Here is a 12,604-nt window from a genome sequence, read left to right as displayed (position 1 = left end):
CGTATCTTTGCGCCGAATGGAATATAACGTACACACATTGCCCAATGGCATCCGCCTGCTGCATGTACCTGCTGCTTCTACAATTTCACATGCCTGTATTATCGTTAACAGCGGCTCCAGGGATGAAAACGAAAGCCAGGCTGGTCTCGCTCATTTCATTGAGCATATGATCTTTAAACGCACAGAGAAAAGAAATACAAATCAGATTCTAAATAGACTGGAAAGTGTTGGTGCAGATCTCAATGCTTATACCACCAAAGAATATACCTGTATCCATGCTTCCTTCTTACATCCTTATCTGGGCAGGACGCTAGAACTTTTTCATGATATCGTATTCCATTCAACTTTTCCGGAAGATGAAATGGAGAAAGAAAGGGGTGTTATACTTGATGAAATCGCTTCTTATCTAGATCAGCCGGAAGAAGCTATCTATGATGATTTCGAGGACATGGTCTTCAGGGATCACAGTCTGGGAAGAAACATTCTGGGCACCACAGAAAGTGTAAGCAGACTTTCGGGGAAAGATATCAAAGATTTCATTTCGGCTAATTACCGCACTGATCAGATCGTTGTGGCTGTGCTTGGAAAATACTCCCTTGATAAAGCGGTTAAAATCTTCACTAACTACTATGAGGCTGTGCCAGCTAATAAAGGTTCGCATAACCGGATCGCGCCTTCTGCCGCACCAGTAATTAAAAGGGTAGACACCAAACCTATTATGCAGGCGCATACTGTGATCGGCTCTACTGCCTATTCGTTGTACCATCCCTTCAAAACCGGTCTGTTATTGCTGAATAACCTGCTTTGCGGAAACGCGATGAGCTCAATCCTTAATCTTCAGCTCCGGGAAAAACATGGAATAGCCTACAGTATAGAGTCTGGCTATAGTCCGCTTTCCGATACGGGTATATTTACGATCTATTTCGGAACCGATAAGGAGAAAGTAAACAAGGCGATCTCGCTGATTGACAAAGAATTTAAAAAACTGCGTTCAAACCCCCTTACCGAAATTCAGCTCCGAAAAGCAAAACAGAAGTTTATCGGACAGATCGCACTTGGAGAAGAGAATAGAATCGGTCTGATTGTATCCATGGCCAAAAGCCTGATCGACTATGACAAAATAGACAATCTGGATACTGTCTTTGCAAAAATTGAAGCTGTTACCACTGCTGAGATGGAGCAGATCACTGCTGAAATACTCAACGAGAAAAATTTGAGTGTGTTAACTTTTTACCCTTTAACCTAATATTTGTACTTTTGCACCATGAAATTACCAATCGTAGCCTACGGAGATCCTGTTCTGAGAAAGGTCTGCCAGGATATCAATCAGGATTATCCGGAATTAAAGAAACTGATCAGTGACATGTTCGATACCATGTATGCCGCTTACGGTGTAGGTCTTGCAGCGCCACAAATTGGCCTTCCGATCAGGTTGTTTATTGTAGATACCGGTGAGGACGAAGATGGGAAAGAAGGCTTTAAAAGAGTCTTTATTAATGCCCGGATTCTGGAAGAAAAAGGAGAGCCATGGGCATTTACCGAAGGCTGCCTTAGTATCCCGGAAATCCGCGAAGATGTAATGCGCAAACCTGTTGTTGTCGTGGAATACTATGATGAGAACTGGGAATTACATGAAGAAGAATTATCAGGAATGCCGGCGAGGGTTGTACAGCATGAATACGATCATATTGAAGGTAAATTATTTACCGATACCTTGAGCCTGCTCCGTAAAAGAATGTTAAAATCTAAACTGGATGCAATATCAAAAGGTGATATCCGCGCAGAGTACAAAATGAAATTTCCGCAACAACGCAATAAGAAACGTTAATTATTCTCTTTACGGCTTTTATCGCCGCTAAAGATTTGCTCCATAAGTTTCCCCCAGGCGAAGGGATTGAGTAAAGGCGTGGTAGGAACCATATTTTTGTTCAGTGCCCTTTCCTGGTCTAACCTGAAATTGGCAGATGAAATTTCCCGAGCATCCCTGGGTAAATACTCAATCATTCCGCTGATAGAACTGCCTGACAGATTTTTTCTTGCAATTTCTGTATCGTCATCTGCTATTTTAAGGGCCATAAAGTCTTTAGTGAAGTCTTCTATAGTCGCCCATGGGTAAACCTTTACTGCAGGTAGATAAACGATCTCTGATTTCATTTTAACCATAGCCGTATATTTGACGTCCCTTACGTCAGAAGGAATCACTACGAGCTGTTCGCCGTAACCAATCGCGCTATAAAGAAGCGTGTCACCGGGATGTGCAACGATAGAAAAGAAACCTTTATAATTTGCCGCATATTTCTGATCCTTATTTGACTGATTGGTTATGGTCACATATGGCACGACGAAGCTACTATCCTTGTCGGTAATAATGCCCGAAAACTGAACCAGTCTCTTCCCTCCCGGCGCCTGTTGCGCGAACAGGCCGGTGGCTAAAAAGAGAAGGGCTAGTGTGAAAATATATTTCATGCAGGCAAAAATAGCGCTAATCAGCGCAGCAACTAGTTAAAGAATGTTAAAATCCTAAACTGGCTCGGAAAGATTAACAGCCTCAACTCCGGTGATCTGTGGAACTGCTTTTAAGATCGCTTGTTCGATACCAGCTTTCATTGTCATGAAACTCATTTTACAAGAACCGCAATTACCCAAAAGACGTAATTTCACTACGTTATCTGCAGTAATTTCTTCAATGGCAACGTCTCCACCATCAGCAATCAGATAAGGGCGAATAGTTTCAAGGGCCTGTTCAACTTGTTGTTTTAACTCCATAATATTTTATAAAATCTAAATTTAGTGAATTTTTTAGCAATTAGCGGACTTTGCATTATGTATGGCTATCTGCTGAGCTATTTTACCGGCAATTTCTCCAAAAGCCAAAGCAGTTGGCGTGGTTTTATCCAAAGAGATCGGCTCACCGTTATCTCCCCCTGCTGTGATTCCCTGTACCAATGGTATTTCACCCAGGAACGGCACATCAAATGACTTCGCCAGCTCTTTACCGCCGTCTTTACCAAAAATATAATACTTGTTATCCGGCAACTCCTCCGGAGTAAAATAAGCCATATTTTCTATAACGCCTAAAACAGGGATATTGATACCCGGCATTCTGAACATTGCCAGACCTTTACGCGTGTCTGCCAGTGCCACCTGCTGCGGGGTTGTGACAATCACAGCACCGGCTATCGGAAAGCTCTGGGTAATGGTAATATGAATATCGCCCGTTCCCGGCGGAAGATCCACGATTAAATAATCCAGTTCGCCCCAATCTGCATCATTAAACAGCTGTTTAACCGCATTGGAAGCCATTGGTCCTCTCCAGGGCACAGGCTGATCAGGATCTGCAAAAAAGCCGAGTGAAAGTAACTTAATACCAAATTTTTCTATGGGCAGAATCAGCGTTTTACCATCAGCTGTTTCTCTTGCACTCGGTTTTGCACCCAGCAAACCAAACATTGTCGGAACAGACGGCCCATAAATATCAGCATCAATCAAGCCAACTTTTGCGCCATCAGCCGCAAGTGTCACGGCAAGATTACTCGCAACGGTTGATTTACCTACCCCGCCTTTTCCGGATGATACCAGAATAATATTCCGGATTTCATTCAGCTGACTTGTATCAGCTGGTTTCGTTACCCGGGATGTAATATTAATATGAATTTCCGCGTTCTTGTCAACAAAATGTTTAATCGCGTTGGTACAGGCATTTTTTAGCATATCTTTCATCGGACATGCCGGAGTAGTTAACTCCAGTGTAAAGCTTATGTTTTTATCGTTTATGCTCAGGTCTTTAATCATGTTAAGCGTAACCAGATCTTTTTTAAGATCAGGATCTTCTACATTTCTTAAAGCCGACAAAACTTGTTCCGTGCTAATTGTCATTGCCCAAAATTAACAAAAGCCACTCACAATTAATTGATTTTAGGCTTTTTAAGTGTAATTTTAACACGAAATATACATTTGTCAATCCAGACCAGCTATTTTAACAGGTAAATTTAAAGATGCAGCTACCTCAAATTAATATTCCGCAAAAATACATCAAAGCCGGTGCATGGGTACTTGGCATTCTGGCCGGCATCCTGCTGGTTACCGGTGTAATCGCTTATAGCAAAAGGGAGGCCCTACTCAAACGGATGATGGCCAGCGCAATAAATAAAGCTGACAGAGATTACGGTCTGGAAATTAAGATTGCGCAGGCAGGATTCAGCGGATTAAGCACTGTTGAACTTAAAGACATCTCTGTGGTTCCTAAAGACCGTGATACGCTCTCCACAGTAAAAGAACTGAAAATCGGTGTAAAATTATTCCCGCTTATTTTTGGAGATGTAAAGCTGGCTGAAGTGATCATGCACAGTGGTAAAGTAAATATTGTGCTGCGTGACAGCCTGACGAATCTGGACTTTTTTCTGAAAAGAAAGAAAAAAGATAATCCGGATGCGAAAGCGAAAATCGAATTGAACGAAATTGCCCATGACTTGTTAAACCAGGTGCTCAACAAAATTCCTGATGATATGGAAATGAAAGATTTCCTTTTCAGCCTGAATGATAATGATAGCGCGAAAGTAAACCTCCTCACGACCACTGCTACCATTATAGACGGAGACCTGCTCTCCACGATCAAAGTAAACGGCGATGCTGCAACCTGGCATATAAATGGGAAACTGAAACCAGGTAAAAAACAGCTTGATGTCTTGTTCTTTGCAGATAATCAAAAAGTAGAACTCCCATACCTGGAAAATAAACTCCATGCAAAGCTCAGCTTTGATACGGTAAGAACCGAAATGAAAAATGCAGCCTACAGCGGTGATGATTTTAAGATCACAGGTTCCTGGTCAGTAAAAAACCTGCTCATCAACCATCCTAAAATAGCTGCCGATGATATCGTTGTTTCCGCCGCAAGGATAGACGCCGATATGCTGATAGGCAAAAACTATATTGCACTGGACAGCACATCCAAAGTATTCCTAAAAAATGCAGTCCTGCAACCTTATCTGAAATATACCCTTTCACCTGATAAGATTTACGAAGTTAAACTACATGCTGACGAACAGGATGCGCAAGCGGTACTCGATGCTTTCCCACAAGGCCTTTTTGAATCTCTGGACGGCCTTAAAGTTAAAGGTAAAGTCAAATATGATCTTAACTTTTATCTCGACAGTAAAAATCCGGACAGCCTGAAATTTAGCTCTTCTTTAACACCAAACGGATTTAAAATCCTGAAATGGGGTAAGACCAACCTGCAAAAGATCAACGAAACCTTTATCTATACTCCATATGAGTACGGTAAGCCCATGCGTGATATCGTAATTGGCCCATCTAACCCGAACTTTACACCGCTCGGCCAGATCTCCAGTAATTACAAAAATGCATTGCTTACAGCAGAAGACCCCTCCTTTTTCTCCCACAAAGGTTTCGTGGAAGAATCAATCCGCAAATCATTTGTGATCAATTATAAAGAGAAAAAATTTGTACGCGGCGGAAGTACTATTTCCATGCAGCTGGTAAAGAATGTATTTTTGAGCCGCCAGAAAACGCTTTCCAGGAAAGCTGAAGAAATCCTGATTGTCTGGCTAATTGAAAACAACAGATTAATCAGTAAAGAGCGAATGCTGGAGGTCTATTTCAATATTATAGAGATGGGCAAAAACATCTATGGTATCGGCGAAGCCTCACATCAGTATTTCGGCAAAAGCCCTGCCTCGTTAACCATAGGAGAAGGTATATTTCTGGCTAACATCGTTCCGCGTCCAAAGATCGCCATGTTTAAATTTAACGGTGATGGTAGCCTGAAGGGCTACATGCTGCCTTATTTTAAATATATGGGCAGAATAATGGCTAACCGTGGTCTTACGCCTCAGGACACCAGCGGTTATGGTTTCTACAACGTCAGGTTACGTGAAGGGTTGCGGCAGTACTTGCTCCCGGATTCTGCAAAAGTAGATACAACTGCCTTCGATAACGATACAGATGCCCCTGTGGTTATGCAGGATGAGTCAAAAACGCTTTTTGACAGGCTTTTTGGAAAATCTAAAAAGGACACTATAGCCAAACAACTCAACCCTCAGGATACCGTAAAAAAATCACGCAGAGAACTACGTAGAGAGCGTAGGGAACAGAAAAAACTAGAAAAGCAGGACGAATAGCGCCTGAAGAAAAAATGAATACAATACAAGTTGGAGACCGGTCATTCGAAATTCTGATTGAGAATGAAACCATCAATAAAAAAACGAGATTACTGGGTATCCAGCTAAATGTCGATTACGAAGGTCGTTGCCCTATTTTTATAGGTGTACTGAACGGCAGTTTTCTTTTCATGGCCGATCTGGTCAAAGAAATGGAAATCCAGTGTGAAGTTGGATTTATCCGTGTATCCTCTTATCAGGGTACTGGAAGTACAGGTACAGTTAAGGAAATTTTAGGTCTTTCCGATCAGCTGAAGGGAAGGGACATTATCCTGGTAGAAGACATTGTTGATACCGGATTTACATTGAAGACCATCTTGGAAAAAGTATACGAGCAGCAACCTGCCTCAGTACAGGTCTGTACTCTTTTATACAAGCCGGACGCGCTGATTTACCCGCTCGAAGAACTCAAATATATCGGATTTGAGATTCCAAATGAGTTCGTGGTAGGCTATGGGCTTGATTATGATGGCCTGGGACGAAATCTGACCTCAATCTATAAAACAATTGATAACAGCTAATCGACTTCTGTAATTCGATAAATTTTTCACAATTTTGCAGAAACTTATTTATACATAATGACAATACATAAAGAAGGTTATACGACCATCGCAATTTCACTCCTTTTTATCTTCGTATTAAATGCGATCATTGATTACAGATTTGCAGATATTACCTGGTTGCGCTGGTTAGCCTATATTCTCTCCTTTGCTTTGTTCATTACCGTATTACAATTTTTCAGAAACCCTTCCCGTACTTTTACCAGCGGAAATGATCTGGTCATCTGCCCCGCTGATGGAAAAGTAGTTGTTATTGAAGAAACGAACGAAAATGAATATTTCAAAGACAAAAGATTACAGGTATCTATTTTTATGTCGCCGGTCAATGTTCACATTAACCGTAACCCAATTTCAGGCATTGTAAAATTCTTCAAATACCACCCGGGTAAATACCTGGCTGCATGGAACCCTAAATCTTCTACTGAAAACGAAAGAACGACTGTCGTTGTAGCTCATGAAAATGGTACGGAAGTTCTTTTCCGCCAGATTGCTGGTGCTTTAGCCCGCAGAATTGTATGGTATGTCAAAGAAGGCGACCAGGTAGAACAGGCGAAGGAATTCGGATTCATTAAATTCGGCTCCAGGGTTGACATTTTTCTGCCGGTCGGCACTAAGATTAACCTGGAACTAAATCAAGTCGTCAAAGGCGGTATAACAGTTCTGGCTGAGCTAACTAAACCGGCTTAACAGAAGCCCGGCGCAAAAAGACCGGAAGCAAAAAAAAGCAGGATACCTGAATTCAGGTATCCTGCTTTTTTTTGCCCCTGATTTATCTGTACACTGCAGGTATTTGAACTCATCAAATTTAATTAACTATTCTCTCTATAAATAAGCTGCAAGGAAGGATAGGAATCTCCCGAGTAGCTCAATACAACCATTCTGCTGAAATGAGTGTTGTCCGGTAAATATTTATATGGCGGACATGGTAAACCTTCGTTAACGGGAAAGAATGAGCACAAAAAAAGCCTCCCCGATTTGATCGGGAAGGCCTGTATATTTTGGAGTAGAAATTATACTCTTTTTGTCTTGATACGAGCGGCTTTACCAGTAAGCTCACGCAGATAGAATAATTTCGCTCTACGAACTTTACCGTGGCTGTTAACCTCAATTTTCGCAATGTTTGGAGAATTGATAGGGAAAATACGTTCCACACCAATACCGTTAGACATTTTACGAACAGTAAACGTCTCATTAGCACCTACGCTGTTACGTTGTAAGACCACGCCTTGGTAAATTTGAATACGTTCTTTATTACCTTCGCGAATTTTATAGTGAACACTCACTGTATCTCCTGATTTGAATACAGGAAACTCATTTTTTGCGATTACCTGCTCTTCAACAAATTTTACTAAATCCATGATTTTAAGCTATTAAGCCGACTTTTTTCTATTTAAAATCGGACTGCAATATTAGGAATTTTATTTTATAAAAAAAAGTGAATTTCGAATTTTTCCACATTCTTTTAGATTTCCACAATAATTGTGATGCAGCCGGTTAGCTGAAAAAAAGCCAGCGATTGTTAATATTGGCCTTTAAATAATTCTACAAGGCTTTTTCCATTCATTTTTTCGTTCGCGAGCACTCCGTTTTCCATCCCAAATAAAATTTCAAGTTGCTTAACTTTTTCATAAGGAATATCTTGCGGCTCATCGCTTTTAATTTTTCTGTAATTATGAAACGTGTTCACTGATACCTGCAGTATTCCGGGAATTTCCCGCAGTGCAAAACGATACTCTTTAACCGTTAATTTATCCAGCACTTCATTAATTTTGTATTTATCCATCGGTCATTGAGGTTTAAGTTCTTAACGCCTATAAATATATACAAATAACAAAAATAATTAACTATTAAATATATTTATATTCTTTATAATTAATTTTAACCTGTAAGTTTTCAGTATTTCCGTTTTAAATTACTTTAATCTTCCAACATATCCGGACGTAGTCTCCTGGTCCTCTCCACAGCCTGCTCATGCCGCCAGTCACTAATCTTCTGTTCATGGCCACTCAAAAGGATATCGGGTATCTGATGTCCTCTCCAGTCTGCCGGACGCGTATATACCGGCGCATCAAGCAAGCCTCCCTGAAAGCTATCAGAAAGCGCCGAGGTCTCATCATTAAGTACACCGGGGATTAATCTAACAATAGCGTCTACCAGTACAGCAGCGGGAAGCTCCCCGCCCGATAATACATAATCACCTATTGAAATCTCACGGGTCACATAAATATCCCTGATCCGCTGGTCAATCCCTTTATAATGACCACAAAGAATAATAACATTTCCTTTTCCAGACAATTCATTCGCAATGGTCTGATTAAGCGTTGTGCCATCAGGTGTCATGAAAATAACCTCATCATATACCCGCTCTGATTTTAAAGCTTCTATGCAAAGCGCAAAAGGCTCTATCGACATCACCATTCCGCTACCCCCACCATAAGGATAATCATCAACACTACGTTGTTTATTCGTTGAGTAATCCCTGAGGCTGTGTACCACAATCTCGGCAATTCCTTTCGTTTGTGCGCGCTGTAAAATAGAATGCGCAAAAGGACTTTGCAAAAGATCAGGCAATACAGTTATTATATCAAAACGCATATCCTTAAGTTGTTAAGTAAATATCCAGCAAGCCTTCAGGCAGATTAACCAGCAATGTCTCGGCATCTTCATCAATTTCCACGATCATATCTTCATTTAACGGAAAGAGAATCTCCTTTTGCTGATAAGAAACCGTAGCTACAAACTGCTGCGGGTATTCATTCACTTCCAGAATCTTCCCTAACTCGCCTTTATTTTCATCCGTTACCACAAACCCTTTCAGATCAGTATACTGGAAATCTTCGTCATCGCGTTCAGGAAGTTTAGTCAGCGGCAGATAGATTTTTTTCCTAAGCAGCGGTTGTGCCTTATCAATATGGTCAACATCATCAAAATAGATATTGGCAGTCTGATTAGGCTGCATTTTGAAGCTGGAAACAAAGAAGGGAACCATTTTGCCATTCATATCTGCAAAGACCACATCAAGATCGAGCAGTTCAGGTTCATCATATTCGAAATAGAGCTGAACTTCCCCTTTCAAACCTTTTGTTTTGGTAATATAGCCGATATAGAATGCTTCTTCTAACGTCATTTAAACAGATTATGTGTTGGAAATAAAAATAGCGAAGAATGCCTTCACAAGAAGGATTCTTCGCTATAAACAAAAGATCAAACGACTAAGCTTGCTCTTCTTTGTTTTCTTCAGTTGCCGGAGTTTCTTCAGCAGCTGTTTCAGCTACAGGAGCTTCTTCAGTCGCTTCTTCAGCTACAACTTCTTCTTCTACAGGCGCATTTTTAAGGGCAAGAGCTGCAGCACGATCTGCATTTTTCTTAGCCTCAGCCTCTAAAGCTGCTTTTCTAACTTCATCTTTAGATTTAGTCAGTCCATCTTTTTTACCTTCGATTTTGTTGTCTTTCGCTGCTAACCATTCTGCAAATTTAGCATCTGCCTGGTCTGCAGTTAAAGCACCTTTTTTAATACCACCTTCTAAGTGTTTTTTGTATAAAACACCTTTGTAAGAAAGAATAGCACGACAAGTATCCGTAGGTTGAGCACCTTTGTTAACCCAGTCTAATGTTTTTTCAAAGTTAATTTCGATAGTAGCAGGATTGGTGTTAGGGTTATAAGAACCTAAACGCTCAATGAATTTACCATCTCTTGGTGAACGGGAATCCGCTACCACTACGTGGAAAAAAGGTTTACCTTTTTTACCGAATCTTTGCAATCTGATTTTAGTTGCCATTTTTTTATAAGTTTATGTATTCAACATAGTTCCCGGAGCTGTATGCTTGCGGGCACGCAAAAGTAAGTAAAATACTACAAACTAACAAGATGCCTGAATTTTTAAACCTTTAACCCCAATATATGAGAATCGCTATAGATATGGATGAAGTCCTGGCAGATCCAATCAGCAAATTTGTAAGCAGATACAATCAGGATTACAACGTCCCGCTGGACCTGACTATGGAGCCCGGTTATGAATTTTTCCACCATATTCCGGAACATATCAATCATAAATGGTATGATTATATTAACGAAGCCGGATTTTTCCGGGACCTCCCTTTAATTGAGGGCAGTGTGGAAGCTGTGAAAAAACTTCAGGAAGAGCACGATGTATATATCGTCTCTGCAGCCACAGAATTCAGGAATTCATTAGTTGACAAATATGACTGGCTTTCAGAGCATTTTCCATTCATCTCATGGAAAAACATTGTTTTCTGCGGGAATAAAATTATTAAAGCTGATGTGCTGATCGACGACAGAATCAAAAATTTCGTAGATTTTGACGGTAGAAAATTATTATTCACTTCCCCGCATAATTTACTGGTGACAGATTACGAACGAGTCGATAACTGGCAGCAGGTACTAGAAAAGATACAGCAGCAACCGGCTGCCAAATTGTAACAATATTCAACTTTAATGATCATAAAAATAAATCATATCTTATGTTAGTCACAACAACAAATACTATCGAAGGCAGAAAGATTGTGAAATATCTTGGCCTTGTTACCGGAGAAACTATTATAGGCGCAAATATCTTTAAGGATTTGTTTGCCGGAATCCGTGATATTGTAGGCGGACGGGCAGGCTCTTATGAAAATGTGCTCCGTGAGGGAAAAGACACTGCCGTGCGTGAAATGCAACAATATGCAGCAGCCTTGGGCGCAAATGCAATAATTGGAGTAGACCTGGATTACGAAACCGTAGGTAATGGTGGAAGCATGCTGATGGTAGCAGCATCAGGTACAGCTGTGATCCTTGAATAATACGAAAACAGATAAATCGTATCATAATAAAGGCCCATCTTATCCAGAAGGGCCTTTATTATAACCGGCAAATCGACTAGAGAGATAATATCTCCACCAGTTTAAGCCATGCCGGGCTAATTTCTTCTGCATCGATATGTTTAATCGCATGATCGAAAGGGGTAAATACAATCTCTCTGTTCACCTGTCCAACGATATCACCGGAACGACCTTCCATGAGACCTTCAACTGCAGCAACACCAAAACGGCTTGCCAGTACCCGGTCCATACAACTTGGCTTACCGCCACGCTGGATATGCCCCAGTACAGAAACCCTGATATCATAATTAGGAAAGTTTTCCTTTAATACCTCGCCAACGTTAAAGGCTCCGCCTATTTCGTCGCCTTCTGCAACGATGATAATTTTAGAGGATTTATCCTTACGCCCGTATTCCAGTCTTTTGATCAGGCCTTCAACGCCCATATTTGCTTCCGGGATCATGATTGCTTCAGCACCCACACCTATCCCGCTTCGCAGTGCAATCAAACCGGAATCCCGACCCATTACTTCCACAATAAACAAACGATCATGTGATTCTGCTGTATCCCTGATTTTGTCAATCGCGTTGACAACGGTATTTATCGCGGTATCATATCCAATTGTAAAGTCGGTACCCGCCAGATCATTATCTATTGTTCCTGGCAGACCTATAACGGGAAAATCAAATTCAGAAGTAAATAAGTTTGCTCCTGTAAATGTACCGTCACCACCAATAACAACCAATGCATCAATTTCATGCTTGATAAGTTGATCGTATGCACGCTGACGGCCTTCTTTAGTTTTAAAATCCTCACTGCGGGCAGTTTTTAAAATGGTTCCCCCGCGCTGAATAATATTAGCTACAGATTTCCTGTCCATCGGAATAAAATCTCCGTTGACCAGTCCATCGTATCCTCTGAGTACGCCTGTAACGTTCATCCCATAATAGATTCCCGCTCTGACTACTGCCCTGATAGCAGCATTCATTCCGGGCGCATCGCCACCTGATGTTAATACCGCTATGTTTTTAATTTTGTTCATTTAGT

Annotated in this window: 16 protein-coding genes; 7 read left to right on the top strand and 9 right to left on the bottom strand. The window is 41.0% G+C overall.

The genetic code is table 11. From position 1 onward, the window contains the following. Window positions 1-16: 16 nt before the first annotated feature. On the top strand, window positions 17-1,246 hold the full coding sequence (locus tag BM192_RS05895) for a M16 family metallopeptidase (protein WP_037437596.1): 1,230 nt from the start codon (window positions 17-19) through the stop codon (window positions 1,244-1,246). 18 nt (window positions 1,247-1,264) lie between these two features. Continuing rightward, on the top strand, window positions 1,265-1,828 hold the full coding sequence (def, locus tag BM192_RS05890) for a peptide deformylase (protein WP_037437598.1): 564 nt from the start codon (window positions 1,265-1,267) through the stop codon (window positions 1,826-1,828). Here the strand turns inward: def and BM192_RS05885 are convergent. From BM192_RS05885 to BM192_RS05875, 3 genes are read right to left on the bottom strand one after another with little or no spacing between them, the layout of a single operon-like run. Further along, window positions 1,825-2,466, bottom strand: coding sequence for a hypothetical protein (locus BM192_RS05885; protein WP_037437604.1), 642 nt, complete (start codon window positions 2,464-2,466; stop codon window positions 1,825-1,827). The two genes, def and BM192_RS05885, sit on opposite strands and share 4 nt — an antisense overlap. A 54-nt stretch (window positions 2,467-2,520) precedes the next feature. Beyond that, window positions 2,521-2,766 carry a NifU family protein gene (locus BM192_RS05880; RefSeq protein WP_037437605.1) on the bottom strand — a complete coding sequence of 82 codons (246 nt, stop codon included), beginning with the start codon at window positions 2,764-2,766 and terminating at the stop codon, window positions 2,521-2,523. Window positions 2,767-2,799: 33 nt separating this feature from the next. After that, window positions 2,800-3,876, bottom strand: a complete 1,077-nt coding sequence (locus BM192_RS05875; RefSeq protein ID WP_037437606.1) for an Mrp/NBP35 family ATP-binding protein — start codon at window positions 3,874-3,876, stop codon at window positions 2,800-2,802. Between the two features lie 119 nt (window positions 3,877-3,995). Here BM192_RS05875 and BM192_RS05870 point away from each other — a divergent pair, with 119 nt between their 5' ends. The 3 genes from BM192_RS05870 to BM192_RS05860 are packed head-to-tail and all read left to right on the top strand — an operon-like array spanning window position 3,996 to window position 7,423. Beyond that, window positions 3,996-6,137, top strand: coding sequence for a transglycosylase domain-containing protein (locus BM192_RS05870; protein WP_037437607.1), 2,142 nt, complete (start codon window positions 3,996-3,998; stop codon window positions 6,135-6,137). Between the two features lie 14 nt (window positions 6,138-6,151). Beyond that, the gene (hpt, locus tag BM192_RS05865) at window positions 6,152-6,697 is read left to right on the top strand and encodes a hypoxanthine phosphoribosyltransferase (RefSeq protein WP_051759445.1); all 546 of its coding nucleotides are present in this window, start codon (window positions 6,152-6,154) and stop codon (window positions 6,695-6,697) included. Window positions 6,698-6,754: 57 nt separating this feature from the next. After that, window positions 6,755-7,423 (top strand): phosphatidylserine decarboxylase family protein, encoded by a 669-nt coding sequence (locus tag BM192_RS05860; protein WP_037437609.1) that lies wholly within the window; start codon window positions 6,755-6,757, stop codon window positions 7,421-7,423. A gap of 323 nt (window positions 7,424-7,746) precedes the next feature. On the opposite strand, the gene rplS is transcribed toward BM192_RS05860, so the two are convergent. The 5 genes from rplS to BM192_RS05835 all read right to left on the bottom strand — a co-directional run bounded on the left by rplS (window position 7,747) and on the right by BM192_RS05835 (window position 10,515). Further along, window positions 7,747-8,094, bottom strand: a complete 348-nt coding sequence (gene rplS, locus BM192_RS05855; RefSeq protein ID WP_037443216.1) for a 50S ribosomal protein L19 — start codon at window positions 8,092-8,094, stop codon at window positions 7,747-7,749. 161 nt (window positions 8,095-8,255) lie between these two features. Continuing rightward, window positions 8,256-8,519, bottom strand: coding sequence for a hypothetical protein (locus BM192_RS05850; protein WP_037443214.1), 264 nt, complete (start codon window positions 8,517-8,519; stop codon window positions 8,256-8,258). Between the two features lie 134 nt (window positions 8,520-8,653). Further along, entirely contained in the window at window positions 8,654-9,331 is a 678-nt protein-coding gene (gene trmD / locus BM192_RS05845) for a tRNA (guanosine(37)-N1)-methyltransferase TrmD (protein ID WP_037443212.1), read from the bottom strand. 4 nt (window positions 9,332-9,335) lie between these two features. Continuing rightward, a complete protein-coding gene (rimM, locus tag BM192_RS05840; protein WP_037443210.1) occupies window positions 9,336-9,863 on the bottom strand; it encodes a ribosome maturation factor RimM in 528 nt (175 codons plus the stop codon). Between the two features lie 85 nt (window positions 9,864-9,948). Further along, entirely contained in the window at window positions 9,949-10,515 is a 567-nt protein-coding gene (locus tag BM192_RS05835) for a 30S ribosomal protein S16 (RefSeq protein ID WP_074591649.1), read from the bottom strand. A 122-nt stretch (window positions 10,516-10,637) separates the two neighbouring features. Between BM192_RS05835 and BM192_RS05830 the strand changes: the two genes are divergently transcribed. Both BM192_RS05830 and BM192_RS05825 read left to right on the top strand, forming a co-directional pair. After that, the gene (locus BM192_RS05830; RefSeq protein WP_037443208.1) at window positions 10,638-11,177 is read left to right on the top strand and encodes a 5' nucleotidase, NT5C type; all 540 of its coding nucleotides are present in this window, start codon (window positions 10,638-10,640) and stop codon (window positions 11,175-11,177) included. Between the two features lie 41 nt (window positions 11,178-11,218). Then, on the top strand, window positions 11,219-11,539 hold the full coding sequence (locus tag BM192_RS05825; protein WP_037443206.1) for a heavy metal-binding domain-containing protein: 321 nt from the start codon (window positions 11,219-11,221) through the stop codon (window positions 11,537-11,539). A 76-nt stretch (window positions 11,540-11,615) separates the two neighbouring features. On the opposite strand, the gene pfkA is transcribed toward BM192_RS05825, so the two are convergent. Beyond that, a complete protein-coding gene (gene pfkA, locus BM192_RS05820) occupies window positions 11,616-12,599 on the bottom strand; it encodes a 6-phosphofructokinase (RefSeq protein WP_037443204.1) in 984 nt (327 codons plus the stop codon). Window positions 12,600-12,604: the final 5 nt, after the last annotated feature.

The organism is Pedobacter antarcticus (assembly GCF_900112985.1).
Taxonomy (GTDB): domain Bacteria; phylum Bacteroidota; class Bacteroidia; order Sphingobacteriales; family Sphingobacteriaceae; genus Pedobacter; species Pedobacter antarcticus.
This window is presented reverse-complemented; position numbering and strand designations above follow the sequence as displayed.